We start from the raw sequence: 20063 nt of genomic DNA, 5'->3' as shown, positions 1-20063 counted from the left end.
CTTGCTCGTTTTTGTGACTAAAAGTCACGTTGACGAAGCTTGCGCTTCATTCATTGTTTGTATCCGAAGATACGTTTTTTGCCTCATCGTTCAGTTTTCAAAGTTCGTCGTGTCGTGTTAGCGACTTCAATAGATTAACAGGTTGTTCTGATTATGTCAACCGTGTTTTTGAAAAGATTTTTCAGCCCCAACAAACCGTTTATAAAAGGCGTCTCGCTGGAACATTTATTAATATAACAACAAAATTCGACAAACACAAGCATTATTTTAAAAAAACTTTACAAAAGCTTGTTTTGCGTTTTACATACAGCATCAGAGTCTTAACATACTCAATAAAGTAAACCCGATATTTGCAGGTCGTTCAGCCAGACGTCTCATCAAGTACGTATACCAGTCTACTCCGTGCGGTACATACACGACAACACGATATCCTGAATCGACCAACTCTTTCTGACGTTGCGGTCGCATCCCTTGAAGCATTTGAAATTCAAAACACTCATCTGAAATGCCCGATTGTCGAATAAAGTCGAGTAGTTCCTCGATCATATCGTCATCATGTGTCGCGATTTGCGTATAACGTCCTTTCATCAAATTCTGTTTTACTAAGAGAAGATAGTTGGCATCTACCATCGCTTTATCCTCGATGTAATGTTCCTTCGCCCCCGTATATGCCCCTTTTACGATCCGGGTCATCGGTTGGAGTTGATCTAAGTCAAAACGACTACGGTGCAGATTTGCTTGGAGTGCCACGCCAAGGTTCGGGTAAGAGAACTGAAGCACACGGAAAATTTTCAAAATCGACTCAGTCATTTCGTACTCTTCCATGTTGATCGTCACCCGGCGATTCAGCTGAAGTGCGACTTCAAGGATACGTTCCATCTGCATGAGGGCGAGTTCCGGATCTAACCGCACGCCGACGGATGTTAACTTTAATGAAATTTGTCCATCCACTTGTTCTTTCTCTAATCGGTACAAAACATCAATGCATTCATCAGCAATCGCCTTTGCATCCTGCACACTGTGAATAAACTCTCCTAAACAATCAATCGTGACTGCCCGCCCCTGCGCATTCAATGTTCGGACTGTTCGGAACGTCTCATCGATTGTTTGCCCTCCCACGAATAATGTTCCCCCTAAAGGTAAGCCAACTGCTCGGGCCACACGAATAAGACGTTTATCAACAGCGAGTCGTTCGAATATCGGACCTGTTAGTTTTCCCAACACGTTCATCACCTCCTGTTTGTTGATTCCCTACTCTCCATTAAAAAAACGCCTTTCTTCTATATAGAAGAAAGACGTCAGCTTAATAAGAAAAATTAGTGTAACCAGATGAAGTATGCTAGGAATCCGAGTGACATAGCGTACATGATCGGGTGCACTTCTTTCGCACGACCTTTCGCGATCATCGTGATTGGATAGAATAAGAACCCGAATGCGATTCCCGTTGCGATCGAATACGTAAGTGGCATCATGATGACTGTCAAGAAGGCTGGAACTGCATACTCGAACTTTTTCCAATCAATCTGGAGAAGTGAGGATGCCATTAACACACCAACGATGATGAGTGCCGGTGCTGTGACCGGCGCCGTGATGACGGCGAGAAGTGGTGAGAAGAATAAGGCAAGTCCGAAGAATAAGCCGGTTACGATTGCCGTCATTCCTGAGCGACCGCCTGCTGCGACACCTGCACTTGATTCAATGTATGAAACCGTTGTTGATGTTCCAAGGATTGAACCCGCGACTGTTGCTGTTGAGTCAGCAATCAAGGCGCGTCCTGCACGCGGAACCTTATTTTCCTTAATTAATCCTGCTTGGTTCGCGACGGCAACGAGTGTTCCCGCTGTATCGAAGAAATCAACGAAGAAGAACGTTAAGATGACGACTGCCATCTGGACAGTAAAGATTTCATTGAAGTGAAGGAACGCTTGTCCGAATGTCGGTGCGATACTCGGCGGAGCTGAAACGATTTCCCCAAGGCTTGACGGAACAGGAATCAATCCAAAAATCATTCCCGCGATTGCCGTCAAAATCATTCCGAAGAAGATGGCGCCTTTAATTCCGCGTGTCATTAAGATCGCTGAAACGACTAAACCGAACACAGCAAGCAATGTTGTCCCTTGACCCAAGTTACCGAGTGAGACGAGCGTCGCTTCGTTTGCGACGACGATTCCACCTGTTTTCAAACCGATGAAGGCGATGAATAAACCGATTCCGGCAGCAACTGCCATTTTAAGTGGTTCTGGAATCGCATTGATGATTGTTTCACGAATCCCTGATGCCGTGAGTACCATGAAGACAAGACCCGATACTAAAACACCGGATAATGCCGTTTCCCACGGGATCCCCATGCCGATGACGACACTGTAGGCGAAGAACGCGTTCAATCCCATACCGGGTGCGAGAGCAATCGGATAATTCGCGAGTAAGCCCATCGTGACTGAACCGATAACGGCGACAAGTGCCGTTGCACCGAAGACAGCACCAGGATTCATCCCGGCGTCTGCTAACGTATTCGGGTTAACGAATAAGATGTACGCCATCGCGAAGAATGTTGTCATACCGGCGATAAACTCTGTCCGCATGTTCGTACCGAGTCCGTCGAAGTCGAAGAATCGCGCGATCGCGTTCTCCTTTTGTTTAGGTTGTTGCGGTTTCATCTGTGTGCTCATGGTTGCCTTCTTTCCAAATAAGCCGTCTCAAGAAACGAAAAAAACGGCAGTTACCTAAGCGGTAAAAGCCGTTTCTTTAAGCGCACACTAGAATCAGTGCACGCCGTAGTAGGAACCTTTAAGGTGTTCCTGTAGAGACTTCCGGGCCATATCCCCAGAATTATACGGCATTATTTTTTGTTTTTTAGTAGATGATTTAAAATAAGAACAGACACATCGTAGCATGCTCAAAATGCACGGTCAACCATAAAAACGAAATTTAAGGTCGTATTTTATCCGAACGTTCGGTTTTGAAAGCGTTACAATAGTTAGCTATATGTATGTATATTTTTTGTTTTTTATACACATTCCTAACAGAACTTAATCACTTTTATGAACTTTCAAACATCATCAATAGTAGAATCATTTATTTTTTCAACCGCATTTTTTCTTGTAATCATCTGAACCGAATTCAATATAAATAAAGCGATTGCCGATAATAACGAAAAACCACCTAACACAAAATAAGCAGTCGCTTGCGAAGCATTGATCATGTAGTTGTATGCATCTCCTCCTACGTACGCGTTAACAGCATCCTCTTCATCTGCAAGACCGTATTCATCATCTGAATATGGATTTTCATAAACTGTAAGCTTCTGAAAACCAATTCCTAAAAAAACCACACATGCTAGCAATAGCATAGAGATAGTAAACACTAAAGAATTTTTCATGTTATCCTCCATTTTCAATTAAGTATTTATTTTCTAATTTATTATATTTAAAAAAATAATTTTTTTCTATTGTTATTTGGATATATTTTTATAATTTTGATAAAAATATAAAAAAATAAATACTCTCTTCCATTTGCGAAACAACACAAATAAAAGAGAGTATTTTTAGAAGTCAATAGTCGTAGGTGATAGGAATAAAAATCAGCTTATAGCTTCAAAACCATTGATATATAATGGTTTATAGCCACTTACTAATTTCAAATTCCATTTTCACTCCCACTCAATCGTTGAAGGTGGTTTCGACGTCACATCGTACAGGACGCGGTTAACGTTCTGGACTTCGTTGACGATCCGGACCGAAATCTTCTCGAGCACGTCCCATGGGATGCGTGCCCAGTCCGATGTCATGCCGTCGATCGACGTAACAGCACGGATACCGACTGCATAGTCGTATGTCCGCTCGTCACCCATGACACCAACTGAACGAAGTGGTGGCAAGACCGTGAAGTACTGCCAGATCTCACGTTCGAGACCGGCTTTTTTGATTTCGTCGCGGAGGATGAAATCTGATTCACGGACGATTTCAAGTTTCTCGTCTGTGATTTCACCGAGGACACGAATTCCGAGACCTGGTCCTGGGAACGGTTGACGCCAGACGATTTCGTCAGACAAACCAAGTTCTTTACCGAGTGCACGGACTTCGTCCTTGAACAACGTATTGATCGGTTCGATCAATTTGAACTGCATGTCTTCCGGCAATCCACCGACATTGTGGTGCGATTTGATCGTTTGTGCCGTATCCGTTCCGCTTTCGATGATATCCGTATAGAGCGTTCCTTGGGCAAGGAAGTCCATATCCGTCAATTTCGACGCTTCTTCGTCGAAGACGTACACGAATTCGTTACCGATGATTTTACGTTTTTGCTCCGGATCCGAAATCCCTTTTAATTTGTTCAGGAAACGGTCTTGCGCGTCGATTTTGATGACGTTCATGTGGAAGTGATCGGCAAATGTCTTCATGACACTTTCCGCTTCCCCTTTACGTAAGAGACCGTGGTCGACGAACATACATGTCAATTGGTCACCGATTGCCGCATGAATCAGTGCTGCGACGACAGACGAGTCGACACCGCCTGAAAGGGCACAAAGAACTTTTTTGTCGCCGACTTCTTCTTTAATCTTCGCGATTTCGATTTCGATGAAGTTTTCCATCGACCAGTCGCCTGTACACTGACAGACTTCGAACAGGAAGTTTTTCAACAATTCTTTGCCGAACATCGTGTGGTTGACTTCCGGATGATACTGAACACCATACATTTTTAACTCTTCGTTTTTGATTGAAGCGATCGGGCAGGAAACGTTTGTCCCATCGACGACGAAACCGTTCGGAACCGTTGTGACGAGATCACTATGGCTCATCCAGACCGTCTGCTCGAGTGGTAAGTTTGCATACATCGCTGACGGATCGTTCAGCGTCAATGTCGCTTTTCCGTACTCCCGGTGTCCGGCACGCTCGACTGTCCCACCGAAGTGTTGCGACATCAATTGCATGCCGTAGCAAATACCAAAGATCGGAATTCCGAGTTCGAAGATTTCCGGATCACAGCGGTACGCGTCTTCTGCGTAGACACTGCGTGGTCCACCGGAGAAGATGATACCCGCTGGTGCGATGTCTTTGATTTCTGCTGCCGTAATCTTGTGCGAATGCAGTTCACTGTAAACTCCGAGATCACGGATGCGTCGTGTGATCAATTGGTTGTACTGACCTCCAAAATCGAGGACGAGGATCATTTCTTGGTCCAAATGTGCTTCCAAATCTATTCCCGCCTTTCAAGTTTCATGCGTACCCCTATGAAAAAAGCCCACTCTTCCCCCATGAATAAATGGAAAAAGAGCAGGCCGCTTCACAAAAAAATGTATACGAAGGGTCTGCTCCTTCATAGTCAGGTCGTTTAAGGTGACCCGGTAGAGACTCTCGCGCCATATCCGCGAGTATATACAAAGGAGATGCATGTATGATTTACGTTGTTCTCATTGTAACTGTATCAATTCAAAAATATCAACCCTCTACGCGACGAATCATATTTTCGAAATATTCACGTTTCTTTTCGAGCGACAACGTTTCACCACCATAAATCATCCGTTCATAGGCATCCGTCAACGGGCGCATCGCATACGTTTCGTAATACCCATCGACTTCATGTGCAAGTTCCGCGAGTGTCCGTCCATCCTTATAATGGAACCCTTGTTTATCGAGACGCCGGAGCAAGAAGCGATACATCCGTTTGAATCCTTCCGGTCGTTTGATTTGGCTACGGAAGAAGAGAATTGCGGCCGTTCGTATGATTGGTTTTCTAAACAGATAGAGGAACACAAGACCGAGCAACGTACCAATGATCGGCCAGACGGGAATCGAACGTTTTTCCGCCTGATTCGCTGTCGTCGCTTGGGCGTCATCGAGAAGATTTTCCTGCGGACGGTTCGGTGTTGCCGTTTCCGTATCTGTCTCTGTATCCCGTTGCGGATTTGATTGTTCCGTTTCGTTATCAGTCTCTTGATTGATCGTATATTGCCCTGTACCGTCAAAACTTACAGTCGGCTCGAGCGGTACCCAACCCGGTCCTTCGATGTAGACTTCGACCCAGGAGTGGGCATTTTTGTTTCGGACCGTATAACTCGTGACAGCAGAACCGATGACATCGGATTCGCCACCTGTAAATCCTTTGACCCAGCGTGCCGGTAATCCAGCCGCCCGTAGTAACACAGTTGCTGAAGTCGAAAAGTTATCACAATAACCGAGCTTCGTCTCGAACAAGAATTGATCGACATAGTCTTGATCTTCTGCCGGGACAGCAACATCTTCCGTATTGTACTCAAAGTTTTCTTGCTCGAAGTAATTTTCAATCGCTTTCGCGCGCTCCCACGGTGTTTCTTCATCAGCAACGATCTCAGCCGCTAAATCACGAACCCGGTCCGGTAACGTTCCCGGCAGTTGCAGGTAACGATCTTGTTCCATTTCTGAAAGGTTTACCGGTTCATCCGTTTGGAGTAGTTTTTCAGTAAACAGTGGATACGCGTACTGAATCTGATAATTTTGTTGGCGCGTTGCATCGTCAAGATACGAAATTTTTTGATTTTCCGGGTTGATTAAAAGATTTTGTCGTTGATCAGCTGCCGTCAAGCGCACATTATCTCCATTGTAAGGGACAAACGGCAACTCACGAGCCAACTTGAACGTCGCACTCTCTTCACGTGTCTCGACGTCATCGCCAAAGTGAGAGAAGAAACCACGCCCGTTAATCTCCGGACTTGACTCCGATAAAATCCAACCTTTACCGGTGTAGACGTCCTTCGTCTCGACCCGCCAGTAACGATTCCCTTCACTCTCGACTTGAAAAACTTCCCGGTCGTCCATTTGGAATGGACCACCGAGCTGTTCATCGTTCGAGCCGTATCCGACTTTTTGAATCGCATTCGTCGATGTACCTTCTCCTTCAAAACGTGACGTCCAGTCATACCAACTGTTTTGCCACGTCGCTGTGATGACCGGACTTTGCAGTGCCGCAACGATCGTTACACCGATAATCAACAAGGCACTAATCGGCCGAACGTAAGAGGCAGTCGGTCGTTCATTGATTTCTGTCGCATACAACAAAAGTAATGCCAGGAGGATCGGATACAAGATGAACTGGTCACCCGAGTAATCCGTCCATGTGTCACAATAGGCGATGAAACCGATCACACCGACGGTCAACCCAACAACAAATCCCCGATTCGGGAAGGTTCGGCGACCAAGGTAGCCGATTAAAAAGCTAATTAGACCGATCGATAAGGCGAAGGCCGGTCGTCCCGGCAACTCCCCATTGATGACACGTGATACATCATCCGTAATTTCACCTAATAGTCGCCACGGGGCCTCTCCCGGTGTCAAGATGAAGTAAAAAGACACCATCAAAGCAAGTAGACTGCCACTTAAAAACCACCGTCTTCGGACGTGCGATAGCAGGAGTGGTGTCAAAAGAAGCGGCAAGAAAGGAACGATGCTGTCAAACGTCGTCAGTTCCAGTAGCGGGGGCATGAAGCTCGCAAGTAGTAACGCCGCGAGTAAGTTCCAAATCAGTCGTCGACTCATCGGCTCCCCCTCCTTTCCGGCGTATAGACATGCACGGTCGCTTCCTGTCTGATTTTAGACATCCACATCTCGTTATTCGATTCAAGGTCCGGCGTGATGAAGAGGACGTTTCCACTCAGACGTAATGCTTTTGAGGAATACTCCCACGACTCAATGAACGAACGGGTCCGACTCGGTTGAGCCGTCATCAAATAATGTGTCAGCTTCGCCCCTTCAAGCGGTAGGGACAGGGACTGGACAGCATGACCGACGAGATGGATCCGGTAATTCAAGCGCCGTTTGTTGAGTTGATCGGTCGCATCGGCAAGCATCGAAATGCTCCGTTCGAACTGCGCATCACTCACCGTTCCTTCATCAAAAACAATTGTCGTTTCCCGCTCTTGTTCCCGTTCAAATGTCTTCGTCATCAAACCTTGGCGTTTCGCCGTTGCCTTCCAATCAATCTGGTTCATCCGGTCGCCACTGACATATTCCCGGACTCCAACGACGGTAAAGGATGACTGGCGCAAATCGAGCGAAACGGGCGAAATTCCGCCGTCCCCCCGATCGTCTTCATGTGGCAACTGCGTCGCGAGCCGTGCCGGTTCTATCGCGAGATATGTTTCGACCGGGTAGAGTTTTTTTCGCATGAATACACCGAACGGATCCGTAATTTCAATCACACAACCAGGAATCTGATACAGTCCACGACGAATCGATGGAATGACATATTCAATCTGTTCCGTCTTCCGGTAATGGGCACGTAACGAGCGCCGAATGTCTAAACGCTCCGCACTCAACGCTTCCGGTACTTCCTCTGTTACTTCGACGGTCCCGACAAGAAAGGGGTATTTTCGTCTAACTTGTAAAACGACAGGAATGTCCGTCCCGGCAATCAACATCTTATTCGAAACTTCTCGCGTCGCGACGGCTTTCGTCACGGGCCAGATTAAAAAAATCGTCCAGTAGACAGTCAAACCTGCCATGACGTAGAACAGTAACGAGGCTACATTTCCACCATCCACACGGGCGTAAATCCACAATGCCGTGACCATCAGGAGCAGGACGGCATAACGCCAGCCGATTTGCCACCGTTTCATAAAGACTCCACGTCGTGTTGAATCGGCACCGCAACTTCTTTTTTCACCTGTTCCAATACCCGTTCAGCCGACTGTCCGTGGTAGCGAGCATCTGCCGTCAAAATCAACCGGTGTGATAAGACGGGTGTCAACAGGTGTTTTACGTCATCGGGTAATACGAATTTCCGCCCTTCCATATAAGCCCAGGCTTGTGCAACTTTCATTAAAGCAATCGATGAACGCGGACTGGCTCCAAGGTAAAGCGAAGCATGCTCACGCGTGGCCTGGACGAGCTGAACGATATATTTTTTAACCGGTTGTGAAACGTGGACTTCCTTGACTTCTTCCTTCATCCGTAACAATTCGTCGCGCCCGATGACCGATTCGAGCGTGTCGATTGGTTCATCGCGTTCGAATCGATTCAGCAACTTCATCTCTTGCTGAAAATCCGGATAGCCCATCTTGACTTTGACTAAAAAGCGATCGAGTTGTGCTTCCGGCAATGGATATGTCCCTTCATGCTCAATCGGATTTTGCGTCGCCATGACAAAGAAGGGATTCGGAAGCGTATGGATTTCTCCGTCCACCGTTACATTTGCTTCCGCCATCCCTTCCAGTAACGCCGATTGTGTTTTCGGAGAGGTTCGGTTGATTTCATCCGCGAGAACGATATTGCCCATCAATGGACCCGGACGATACTCAAATTGACTTGTTTTTTGGTTATACATCGAAACACCCGTTAAATCCGAGGGGAGTAAATCGGGTGTGAATTGAACACGCTTAAAAGTCAGGCCGATTGAGCGACTGAATGCGCGCACGAGCATCGTTTTCCCGACACCCGGTACATCCTCAAGTAAGACATGTCCTCCGGCAAGTAGCGCTGCTAACGATTGTGTAATAACATCTTCCTTACCGACGATTACTTTTTCTACGTTGTCGATGATTGCTTGAATCTCCCTTGTGTATGTTCGCATTGTCAGGCCCCTTGCTCTTTAGTAGTTGAATTTTCTGACTCTTTCTATCTTCTCATACCCGTAGTCCCTTTGGAAAGGCATATGAGTCTCTCAATACGCACAAAAAAGGGGGCGCCGCAGAGCGACTCCCCCTTTGTGTTTCAGGAACGATTACATGCCGTAAACCGTTCTTGATTCGTGCAGAGTGCACGTAAAACACGGGTACAATCCGTGTCTATAAACTTATTCCGTTCGTCAAGTCCGGTGATCCTCTTCTACTCGAAGCGACATGCGATCGTTCCCTCTACATTGATAATCATTCATGTGCATCACCATCCTTTCATATATTGAATATTACCGAATCTATTCGAAGTTAAACCTTGTTTTTTAATTATTTTTTTCGAAACCGGTAATACGTCGTTGCTAAAGCAAGTGCAAGGACAAGCCCCTTAATAATATTTAATGAGTAATACGGAACAGATAACATAACGAGCCCATTCTCAAGAATCCCGACTAAGCAGGCTCCGACTAATGTCCCGAGTGCGTTCGGTTTCCCTTGTCCGGCAAACGATGAACCGATGAAGGCAGCCGCGACTGCCGGCATCAAATAGCCGGATCCGGCATTAATCTGTGACGATCCAACCTGCGACGCAAGCAGGATTCCTCCGACTGCCGCAAGTAGTCCAGCAATCACGTAGGCCAGTGCCCGGTAACGATGCACCGGGATTCCCGTCAAGTGTGCCGCCTCCGGGTTTCCGCCGATGATGTATAAGAAGCGACCGTGTCGTGTATGGTTCAAAAACAGATGCGTCACTGCTACGATGGCGAGCATGATTAGGATGATCCACGGTGCCTGACTGATTTTTAGAAAGGCCTCCGGAATCATCCCGACTGTCGGTGTTCCGTCGAGACGGGGCATCCCGGCACTGATTGATCCGCCGCCGGTATACGTCATCGCCACCCCTTCAAAGATGAACATCGTCGCAAGCGTCGCAAACAAGTCGGGAATCTTGAATTTGACGATCAATAACACGTTGACCAGCGCGACGCTCAAGGCAATCAAAATCGCCAAGCCGATCGACAGACCAAGCGGAAGGCTGTACCAGACAAAAAATGAGACGACGAGCGAGCTCGCAAAGGTCGCGGTCGAACCGACCGATAAATCAAAGCCGTTGACGGTCAGCGAGACGGTCAACCCAATCGCGATGATCGTCACAATCGAGATACTGCGCAAAATATTAATCAGGTTCGCGCCCTGTAAAAAGCTTGGTGCCGTCACGGCAAAAAAGACGATGAGTGCAAGGATTGCGAGGACGATCCCCCAGTCATTCAAAAAGCGTAACAGCCGTTTACCGGATGCGTGCCGCTTCGTGTTTGGTTTTGGTTCCGTCGTTGGTTCGTGAAGTACCTCGTTCATCAAGTCATCCCCCCTGTCGCATACAGCAGTAATTGGTCTTCCGTCGTCTCCGACGTATTCGTCTCGAACACGATTTTCCCGTCATACATGACATAAATCCGGTCCGTCACCGCCAGCAATTCATCGAATTCACTGGACGCATACAGAATCGCTTTTTGCTGTCCGGCCAGTTGATCGATCACGTCGAAGATTTCCCGTTTCGCCCCGACGTCGACACCTTTTGTCGGTTCATCGAGCAGCAGGACCGCAGCATCGGCGAGGAGCCATTTGCCGATCGCGACCTTCTGCTGGTTCCCGCCGGATAAGCCTTCCACGCGTTGCGTTTCATCCGTTGATTTGATCGCCAATCGTTTGATGATAGCGTTGGCGGCAGTCCGTTCCGTTCCCGTCTTGACCCAACCGAACCGATTTACGAATTGTTTGAGACTTGCCGCGGTCATGTTTTGATAAATCGGATCCGTGACAAGGATGCCTTCTTTCCGGCGTTCTTCCGGGACCAGACCAATCCCGTGTCTGACTGCCTCGTGCGGCGACCGGATGGTTGCCGGTTCGCCGGCTATCCGAATCTGTCCCCCCACAGTCGGAGTCGCTCCGAAAATCGTCTTACAGAGCTCGGTTTTTCCCGCTCCGACAAGTCCGGCAATCCCAATCACTTCGCCTGCATGAACTGTCAATGACAGCTGATCCAGCTCCCCCGGGACCGTCACTTGATCGAGCTCGAGCAACGCTTGCCCGACGGTTCGGGTTTGCCGGTCCGTCTGTTGCAAACGTCTTCCGAGCATCTGTTCAACGATTGTCTCTTTCGTTCGCCCGGCTAATGCTTGGCGGGCGACAAGTTTTCCGTCACGCATGACGGAAATCGACTCACAGATTTCAAATAATTCCTGAAGGCGGTGTGAGATGAAAATCACGCCCAATTGTTCGCGTGTCGCGAGTTCCTTGATGATGCGAAACAAATGTTCCGTCTCCCGTTGACTGAGCGGCGCCGTCGGTTCATCCAGGATTAAAAAACGGCTGTCTTGAACGAGTGCCCGGGCAATCAAGACCAACTGTTTGTCGGCAAGGCGCAGTTCGCTGACCCGTTGCCCGACATCAATCGAAGCCTGGAGTTTCCCGAGCGCCTCCAAGGCAATCTGTTCAAAACGGCGTTGCCGGATGACCCCTTTGAGCTGTCCGTTCGTCAACAAATCGAGACAAATGTTTTCCGCGACCGTCAAGTACGAAATCAATGCCGTATCGACTTCTTGGTAGACGATTTCAATTCCCGCCCGTTTCGCGGCACGCGGCGAATCGATCGTCAACGGCACACCTTCAAACGAAATCGTCCCGTCATACGCCGCATGCGCTCCCGCCAATACTTTCATCAGCGTCGACTTACCGGCGCCGTTCGCTCCGACGAGCGCATGAATTTCCCCGCGGCGGACGGAAAAGTCAACAGCATCAAGCGCTTTGACACCGGGGAATTCAATTGAAATCCCACGCATCTCGAGCCGGTTCGTCGCGTCCAGCTGCGTCATTTCGCAGCATTCGCTTTCCGCAGTTTTTCCATCCACGGTTCATTGAATTTTTCGGATGTGCTCCAGCCCTTGATGATCGTATCGAGATTGTACATCGTCGTATCGGCTTTGAGCGCCTTTTGCTCGACTAATTTAGCGTCCAGATCAAAGCTGTCCGGTGTTTTTTCACCGGCGAGTTTTTTCGCGAGCAGACGCATGTCCGTCTGTCCGATCAAGTGGGGATCGACGGCACTCGTCGACACCCAGTTGCTCCCCTTCTCACGCATCAGGTTGATGTCCTGATTCGAGACATCGATTGAAATCAACGGGATTTCCTGACGTTTGTTGTCTTTTAAGGATTTATAGGCGCCTTTCGCGACTTCGTCCCAGGCTCCCCAGACGGCATCGATGCTTCCTTTCGGATATTTGGCGAGAATCGCGTTCATCTTCGTCGCGATATCGCCCTGGACATCCTGGAAATTCGTCGGTCCGACCGTTTCAAGTGTCTTGATTTTGCCGTCCGCTTCATACGTCTTATAGATTTCCTGACGGCGGTCCAGCGGTGCGAATCCCGGACCGAACCACAACTTGATGACCCGGACCGGCTTATCGTCTTTCACTTTCGTCACTTCATCGAGTGAAAGTTCTGCCAGTTTGTGATCATCTTGGAACGTCTCCGTGATGCCTGTTAACGTCTGGTCCTTTTTCTTCGTCACCGTATCAAACGTCACGACCTGAATCCCTTTGTCGATCGCCGGTTTAATCATGTCGTAGGCATAATCTTCTTTTCCGTGCGAGATGATCAGTCCGTCATAATCCTGCTGAACGGCTTGCGCCACCAGTTCCTTGAACTTGACGTCATTGCCTTCGGAAATGAACGTGTTGACCTTAAACCCAAGTGCCTCCCCTTCCGACCGGGCACCGTCCAAAAATTGTTTCGTATGATCATCGGACGCCAGATTGCGGATGACGGCAATCTTGATGTCGCCTTGGACACTTTCCGGCACACCGCTGATTTTTTTCGCCGGTGTCGCTTCACTATTGGCGCAAGCAGCCAGCAAGACTGCCGGTGCGAGCAAGAATGCTAATTTTTTCATCTCGATCTCCCCTGTCTGTTTAGATGACCTGTTGTCCGATTGCCTGTTCGATCGTTTCCACGCTCGGCCGTTCAATGACGCCGAGTTCCGTGATGATCGCCGTAATGAGCTCGTGCGGTGTCACGTCAAACGCCGGATTAAAGACCGCTACACCCGCTGGCGCTGTCATCTGTCCGGCAAACTGTGTCACTTCACGGGCATCGCGTTCTTCAATCTCAATCTCGTCTCCCGATAAACTCGTCACATCAAACGTCGACAGCGGTGCGGCGACATAAAACGGAATCCCGAAGGCACGTGCGAATAACGCCAGCTGGAACGTCCCGATTTTATTGGCTGTATCCCCATTCCGGGTAATCCGGTCCGCGCCGACGATGATGGCGGTGATCTGCTTTTCCTTGATCGTATGTGCGACCATATTGTCCGTGATCAAGGTGACGTCAATCCCTGCCCGTTGCAGCTCCCATGTCGTCAAACGTGCCCCCTGCAACAAAGGTCGGGTTTCCGACGCATAGACGGATAACGGGATGCCTTGTTCTTTCGCAAGATAAAACGGGGCCAGTGCCGTCCCGTACGCCGCTGTCGCAATCGATCCGGCGTTACAAATCGTCAACACCCGGTCTCCCGCTTGAAACAGCTCCAACGCATGCACACCGATTTGCCGTGACGTCTTGGCATCGGCTTCATAAAGGGCGATTGCTTTTTGTTCCAGACGTTTCGGCAGTTCCTCGAGTGTTGTGCTCGAAAGGATAAGCTGATTCAGCGCATCAAGTACGTTCCGCAAATTGACGGCGGTCGGCCGGGTCGCCAGTAATTCCGCCGATACCGTCAACAGTTTTTGTTTGACCTCGTCAAGCGATCCCGTCGTCCGAAACGCTTCCTGCACGAGGACGAAACCACCAAACAGACTGATTGCCGGCGCCCCCCGGACACGAAGTTGTTTAATCGCCTCGACCGCTTGCGCCAAATCATGAATGACTTCGTACCGTTCTTCTTGCGGAAGACGGGTCTGGTCAAGGATTTTTAAGCACGCCCGCTCATAGATGACACTACGGATAAACTCGCTCATCGGCTCAATTCCTCCGTCACGTCGAAATTCCGGAGGTCCGTAAACGTCTTACATTCGCCGCGCCGTTTAATCAATGCCGTCCCGAGGCGTAGGGCATGACGTTTCCGTTCAAGGCGCGTCGCCGCATCCGGAATTTGTTCCAAATCAGCGACCGGTGCCAAACCAATCGTCCGCCGGATCAGTTCACAACCGGCGAAACCAAGCGCGTCTTGGAGAATTGTACTGAGGACATCATCGACAAGCCCGGGTACCGTCCGGAAAGGTTCGACGGCTTCCCGTTCCCAAAGTGCCGTGAACGTCGAAGCAAACGTCAGCCAGAACGTATCGATATCCTTCACCCGCGTCTCCCGCAACTCAGCATAGTTCGGATACGCCGCAAAGCAGAGGTGGGCAATGAACTGACCGACATCAAACCCGAACGGTCCGTAAAAAGCGAACTCCGGATCGATGATTTTCGTTTCGCCCGCGGAAGCAAAAATGCTTCCTGTATGTAAATCCCCGTGTAATAAGGCTTCCCCTTTCGTGATGAACAACGTTTCGAGCTTCGCCACTTCCCTCTTCAGTTTTTCGTCCTGCCAGAGCTGCTGTACGTCTGTTTCCAAGCCGCTCTCGATGTTGTTTGTTTCCGCGTCGTAAAACGGATCCGTAAAGATTAACTTTTCCGTGATGTCGCATAAATCCGGGTTGTAATAGTCACGTGCGACCTGTTTTTTTCCGACTGGACCGAGCGCAAAATCTGACGTGAAAAATAACGTCCGTGCCAAGTATGAACCGACATGCTCTGCAAGGAGCGGATACGTTTCGCCTGCGAGCAATCCCATCCGAACGATTTGCAGGTGCGACAAGTCCTCCATCACTGTATACGCTTCTTCATGACTGGCATGAAAGACCCGTGGAACGAATGGCGTCGCGTATTTTGCGAATTCCTTCAGTGCCAACTGTTCGATCCAGGCCCGCTCGAGTGACAAGGGCCAGCTTTCCCCGACGACTTTTGCATAAGGTAATGCCTGCTTCAAGATCAAACGTTCTTTCCCTGCCTGAATCCGAAAGACTAAGTTCAAGTTCCCGTCGCCGATTTCTTCTGCCGTCGCTTCTTCCTGTCCGATGAGTCCGAGTTCCCGGACACGTTTAATGGCGTCCTGTTCTGTAAATGCTTGATATGCCATCTTGCTTCCCCCTTCATTTCTACACAAAAAAACGCCGCTTTTCGTCATAGAAAAGAGGCGCGGGGTATCATCCGTCCTCTTATCTCTCAGACGAATGTCTGTTGGATGTAGCACCGTGCCGGATGGTCGGTTGCTGCGGCGTCTTCGGGCCAATTCCCTCTGCCAACTCACGATAAGAGTCATATGTGGTTGTGGTGTTCGATGTTGATTCGAATATTACGCCCGTCTTAAATCATCTGTCAATTCCAATTTTTAGTGAAAAACCATTTAAAAGACCGCCATCTATAGAAGTTGATTTCAAAAAAAATAAATTTTCAAAAAATTATTTGACATCACGTCCATCTCATGTAAAAATTGCAATTAGATTTCACAATTTCATCCAATTCTTATCAAGAGCAGACGGAGGGACGAGCCCTATGATGTCGCAGCAACCGACCAGTTGGCACGGTGCTAATTCTTGCAGCTAACACGCTGACAGATAAGAGTCCACGCGCAATTTTTCATGGTCTCTTGTCATTGACGAGGGGCCATTTTTGTATTTTTTAACAAGGGAGAGACGACGATCATGGCGTACATTACCGCAACTTACCACCTCGGCGTGACCGATCAGTTACCAAAACGGGCAGAGCAAATCGCCCTCGGTCTGACGGTCGGCTCATGGACCGATTTGAATCACTTGGAACAACAACAGCTTGAATCCTTTAAAGGACAAGTCGTCCATACGGAAGAACACGACGGGAAAGGATATGTCACGATCCGTTATCCGGAACACAACGTCTCACGGGACTTTTCGGCGATTTTGACGACCGTCTTCGGCAAGCTGTCACTCGACGGTCAAATCAAACTGACGGATCTTCAGCTTCCCGCTTCGTTCACACCGGATTTCCCCGGTGCTAAATTTGGCATCGAGGGCGTCCGCCAGTTGATCCAAGTCCATGACCGCCCCCTGTTGATGAGCATCTTCAAAGGCGTCATCGGACGGGACCTCGTTTTTTTACGGGAACAACTGGAAGCCCAGCTCGCCGGCGGGATTGATCTCGTCAAGGATGACGAAATTTTATACGACAATCCGCTGACACCGGCACTCGACCGGGCGCGGATCGGACGGGAAGTCCTCGATGCACACTATGAACAGACCGGTAAACGGGCCCTTTATGCGATTACGTTGAGTGGTCCGGTCTTCCGCTTGAAAGAGCAGGCGAAACGACTGGTCGAAGCCGGAGCGACAGCCCTCCTGCTCAACACGTTTACATACGGGCTTGATGTCTTGCGGGAACTGGCAGCCGATCCGGAAATCCCGGTCCCGATCTTTAATCATCCGGCGTTGAGCGGTGCCTTGATCGCCAGTCCCGAGTACGGGATTGCTGCCCCGGTCCTGCTCGGAACGTTGCCGCGGATTGCCGGTGCCGACTTGACACTGTTCCCGTCGCCATATGGGAATGTCGCCCTCGCCAAAGACCTGGCCCGCGGGATTGCCGTCGAAGCGACCCGAATCGGTGAGACCAAAGCAATTCTCCCGGTCCCGTCCGCCGGAATCCACCCGGGTCTCGTCGCCCAGCTTGTTCGTGATTTCGGCGTCGATTCCGTCATCAATGCCGGGGGCGGTGTCCACGGTCATCCGCAAGGTGCTGCGGCCGGAGTCATCGCTTTCCGCCAGGCACTGGACGCAGCACTGGCCGGCGAATCACTGACAAGTGCCGCCCGCCGGCACGAGGAATTACGTGTCGCCCTCGATGCTTGGGGGATCACGAAATGACGATCCGGATTTTATGTGACTTTGATGGAACGGTAACGGAGCACGATAATATCATCGCCTTGATGCAGGAGTTCGCTCCGCCGGAAAAATTTGAACCGTTAAAACAAGGTGTGCTCGACCGGTCGCTCTCGATTCAGTCCGGCATCGGACAGATGTTTCAGCTGCTTCCGTCCAGTCAAAAACAGGACTACATTGATTTCTTGATGAAACGGGCGGTCATTCGTCCCGGCTTCGACACCTTGCTCGCCTTTGCCAAATCAAACGAGATTGATTTTTCCATCGTCAGCGGCGGGATCGACTTTTTTGTCCAGCCGATTCTTGCGGATGTACTGACGGACGAAGCGATTTATTGCAACGGCAGTGACTTCAGACAGGAGACGGTTCAAATCGAATGGCCGCATGCCTGCGACGCAGCCTGTACAAATCAATGCGGCTGTTGCAAAACCTCGATCGCCCGGAAGCTGAAGCAGAACGGTGACACAATCATCGCGATCGGCGACTCCGTAACAGATTTTGAACTGGCTAAGCAGGCGGATCACGTTTATGCACGGGATTATCTGATCACGCTATGTGAACAGCACAGCATCCCGTATACGCCGTTTGAAAACTTTCATGACATATTGAATCATCTGCAGACAAAGGTGGTGTACACATGACCTTCTTAAAACGATATGAAGAATTACGTGCCGTCAAACAGGAACTTGCAGCACGCGACTGGTTCCCCGGCACAAGCGGCAATCTCGCCATCCGGACAGCCGATCAACCGACTGAATTTCTCGTGACGGCAAGCGGGAAGGACAAACGGCAGGATACACCGGACGACTTCGTCCATGTCGACGCGTCCGGTCAACTGATCGGCGAACAGACGGGTCGTCCCTCTGCCGAAACATTGCTCCACGTCGAGGTCTTCAACCGAACGACTGCCGGGTGTTCCCTTCACGTCCATACGATTGACAATAATGTCATTTCGGAACTGTACGGCGATCAAGGCGAGATTCGGTTTGCCGGTCAGGAAATCATCAAGGCACTCGGCCGTTGGGAAGAAGATGCGGAAGTTCGTGTGCCGATTATCCCGAACCATGCCGACATTCCGACGCTTGCCGCTGCCTTTGCAGCACATGTACATGCCGAGAGCGGCGTCGTCCTGATTCGCAATCACGGCATCACCGTCTGGGCACCGACTGCCTTTGAAGCGAAAAAACAGTTGGAAGCATTCGAGTTTTTGTTCAGTTACACCTTAAAACTACAAACGTGCCGACAGGCGATTCATTAAAAGGAGGAATTTACAATGGCAACAGTACTTTTCCAACAGACAAACGAACGGTATACGGATCAAAATGAGGTCTCTTCATTCCTTGCTTCACGCGGCGTCTTATATGAACAATGGGACGTCTCGAAGTTACCGGGCGACCTCGTCGAGAACTTTACATTAACGGATGACGACAAACAGACGATTTTAACGACATTCGCGGACGAGATTAAAGATGTTTCGGAACGTCGCGGTTACCAGACGGCTGACATCATCGCACTGTCGGATACGACACCGAATCTCGATGAATTACTCGTCAACTTCCAAAAAGAACACCATCATACCGATGACGAGGTCCGCTTCATCGTCAGCGGCCATGGCGTGTTTGCGATTAAAGACGAGGAGGTCGGCTATTACAACATCGAGCTCAATCCCGGTGATTTGATTTCCGTTCCCGTCAACACGCGCCACTACTTCACGCTCCAGGAAGACCGGAAAGTGGTAGCAATCCGAATCTTCGTCACGACGGACGGCTGGGTGCCGATTTACGAGCGGGATGCCCTGTCTTCAGCAAACTAATTCAGTCCGGTCCGGCCCAAGTCTTCTAGCGATAGAGGACCTGGGCTTTTTTTGTACTGAAACGTCGTCTGACAAACATGTTTGAGGAAAGCGCGTGTCCGGGAGCATTTCCTATTCTAGAAACATGCCGTTTGTTTCGTCCATCTCCGATATAATGAAGAAAAGGACACAAAAAGGAGCTGACGTGTATGATGATTCGTCTCGTTCAAGAAGCCGACTTACCGGACGTGCTCGCCATTTATAATGAAGGAATTGAAGACCGCATCGCGACGCTCGAGACGGATACGAAAGATCTCGCCTTCATGCAGCAATGGTTCAGTGAACGCTCCGAGCGACATGCCGGTTACGTTGCCTATGAAGGATCAAAGATTCTTGGCTTCATTTCGCTCGATGCCTACAATCCGCGTCCCGTCTATCAGTCCGTCGGCGAACTGTCCGTCTACATCACACGGACCCACCGCGGACAAGGAATCGGAAAACGACTACTCGACATCATCGAAGAACATGCAATCATTCACGGCATGCATAAGCTGATTCTTTTTACGTTCCCCTTCAACCGGATCGGACAAAAACTCTACATCAAAGCCGGATTCCGAATCGTCGGTACCTTTAAAGAACAAGGAATGTTAAACGGGTATTATGTCGATGTCCTGGCCATGGAAAAAATTCTCCCTAAACCGGACCAATGATGTTTTGGATTAAAGGTTCGACAAGT

17 protein-coding genes and 4 riboswitches are annotated in these 20063 nt (G+C 49.4%); of the genes, 5 read left to right on the top strand and 12 right to left on the bottom strand.

Going from position 1 to position 20063, the window contains the following annotated elements:
• Positions 1-312 precede the first annotated feature (312 nt).
• From KNP88_RS12460 to mtnK, 12 genes are all read right to left on the bottom strand, one after another.
• Positions 313-1230 (bottom strand): proline dehydrogenase family protein, encoded by a 918-nt coding sequence (locus KNP88_RS12460; protein ID WP_251137211.1) that lies wholly within the window; start codon positions 1228-1230, stop codon positions 313-315.
• A gap of 86 nt (positions 1231-1316) precedes the next feature.
• On the bottom strand, positions 1317-2621 hold the full coding sequence (locus tag KNP88_RS12455) for an NCS2 family permease (RefSeq protein WP_029332579.1): 1305 nt from the start codon (positions 2619-2621) through the stop codon (positions 1317-1319).
• A 134-nt stretch (positions 2622-2755) separates the two neighbouring features.
• Positions 2756-2857, bottom strand: a riboswitch (purine riboswitch).
• A gap of 192 nt (positions 2858-3049) precedes the next feature.
• Entirely contained in the window at positions 3050-3379 is a 330-nt protein-coding gene (locus tag KNP88_RS12450) for a hypothetical protein (RefSeq protein WP_214894026.1), read from the bottom strand.
• A gap of 270 nt (positions 3380-3649) precedes the next feature.
• A complete protein-coding gene (guaA, locus tag KNP88_RS12445) occupies positions 3650-5170 on the bottom strand; it encodes a glutamine-hydrolyzing GMP synthase (protein WP_088838417.1) in 1521 nt (506 codons plus the stop codon).
• A 129-nt stretch (positions 5171-5299) separates the two neighbouring features.
• A riboswitch (purine riboswitch) is annotated at positions 5300-5401 on the bottom strand.
• Between the two features lie 37 nt (positions 5402-5438).
• Positions 5439-7511, bottom strand: a complete 2073-nt coding sequence (locus KNP88_RS12440; RefSeq protein ID WP_214894025.1) for a DUF4129 domain-containing transglutaminase family protein — start codon at positions 7509-7511, stop codon at positions 5439-5441.
• A complete protein-coding gene (locus KNP88_RS12435; protein WP_088836260.1) occupies positions 7508-8590 on the bottom strand; it encodes a DUF58 domain-containing protein in 1083 nt (360 codons plus the stop codon). Before KNP88_RS12435 ends, KNP88_RS12440 begins: the two co-directional genes overlap by 4 nt.
• Positions 8587-9543 (bottom strand): AAA family ATPase, encoded by a 957-nt coding sequence (locus tag KNP88_RS12430; RefSeq protein ID WP_029332575.1) that lies wholly within the window; start codon positions 9541-9543, stop codon positions 8587-8589. The genes KNP88_RS12435 and KNP88_RS12430 overlap by 4 nt, the downstream gene beginning before the upstream one ends.
• A 370-nt stretch (positions 9544-9913) precedes the next feature.
• Positions 9914-10939 (bottom strand): ABC transporter permease, encoded by a 1026-nt coding sequence (locus KNP88_RS12425; RefSeq protein ID WP_214894023.1) that lies wholly within the window; start codon positions 10937-10939, stop codon positions 9914-9916.
• On the bottom strand, positions 10939-12456 hold the full coding sequence (locus tag KNP88_RS12420) for a sugar ABC transporter ATP-binding protein (RefSeq protein WP_214894021.1): 1518 nt from the start codon (positions 12454-12456) through the stop codon (positions 10939-10941). Before KNP88_RS12420 ends, KNP88_RS12425 begins: the two co-directional genes overlap by 1 nt.
• Positions 12453-13532, bottom strand: a complete 1080-nt coding sequence (locus KNP88_RS12415) for a sugar ABC transporter substrate-binding protein (RefSeq protein ID WP_214811264.1) — start codon at positions 13530-13532, stop codon at positions 12453-12455. Before KNP88_RS12415 ends, KNP88_RS12420 begins: the two co-directional genes overlap by 4 nt.
• Positions 13533-13551: 19 nt before the next feature.
• The gene (gene mtnA, locus KNP88_RS12410) at positions 13552-14598 is read right to left on the bottom strand and encodes an S-methyl-5-thioribose-1-phosphate isomerase (RefSeq protein ID WP_214894019.1); all 1047 of its coding nucleotides are present in this window, start codon (positions 14596-14598) and stop codon (positions 13552-13554) included.
• Positions 14595-15764, bottom strand: a complete 1170-nt coding sequence (gene mtnK, locus KNP88_RS12405; protein ID WP_214894017.1) for an S-methyl-5-thioribose kinase — start codon at positions 15762-15764, stop codon at positions 14595-14597. Before mtnK ends, mtnA begins: the two co-directional genes overlap by 4 nt.
• Positions 15765-15840: 76 nt before the next feature.
• Positions 15841-15943, bottom strand: a riboswitch (SAM riboswitch).
• Positions 15944-16147: 204 nt separating this feature from the next.
• A riboswitch (SAM riboswitch) is annotated at positions 16148-16249 on the top strand.
• An 80-nt stretch (positions 16250-16329) separates the two neighbouring features.
• Here mtnK and KNP88_RS12400 point away from each other — a divergent pair.
• The 5 genes from KNP88_RS12400 (at position 16330) to KNP88_RS12380 (ending at position 20037) form a co-directional block, all read left to right on the top strand.
• On the top strand, positions 16330-17520 hold the full coding sequence (locus KNP88_RS12400; RefSeq protein WP_214894015.1) for a 2,3-diketo-5-methylthiopentyl-1-phosphate enolase: 1191 nt from the start codon (positions 16330-16332) through the stop codon (positions 17518-17520).
• Positions 17517-18176, top strand: coding sequence for a 2-hydroxy-3-keto-5-methylthiopentenyl-1-phosphate phosphatase (locus KNP88_RS12395; RefSeq protein WP_214894013.1), 660 nt, complete (start codon positions 17517-17519; stop codon positions 18174-18176). Before KNP88_RS12400 ends, KNP88_RS12395 begins: the two co-directional genes overlap by 4 nt.
• The gene (locus KNP88_RS12390; protein ID WP_214894011.1) at positions 18173-18793 is read left to right on the top strand and encodes a methylthioribulose 1-phosphate dehydratase; all 621 of its coding nucleotides are present in this window, start codon (positions 18173-18175) and stop codon (positions 18791-18793) included. The genes KNP88_RS12395 and KNP88_RS12390 overlap by 4 nt, the downstream gene beginning before the upstream one ends.
• A 15-nt stretch (positions 18794-18808) precedes the next feature.
• Positions 18809-19348 (top strand): 1,2-dihydroxy-3-keto-5-methylthiopentene dioxygenase, encoded by a 540-nt coding sequence (locus tag KNP88_RS12385; RefSeq protein WP_088836249.1) that lies wholly within the window; start codon positions 18809-18811, stop codon positions 19346-19348.
• A gap of 188 nt (positions 19349-19536) precedes the next feature.
• Entirely contained in the window at positions 19537-20037 is a 501-nt protein-coding gene (locus KNP88_RS12380; protein ID WP_214894009.1) for an arsinothricin resistance N-acetyltransferase ArsN1 family A, read from the top strand.
• The last annotated feature ends 26 nt before the right edge of the window (positions 20038-20063 follow it).

Origin of the sequence: Exiguobacterium sp. H66, assembly GCF_018618705.1 — a bacterium.
GTDB classification, from domain to species: domain Bacteria; phylum Bacillota; class Bacilli; order Exiguobacteriales; family Exiguobacteriaceae; genus Exiguobacterium_A; species Exiguobacterium_A oxidotolerans.
The sequence above is the reverse complement of the archived record's forward strand: the minus strand, read 5'-3'. Positions and strand labels throughout refer to the sequence as shown.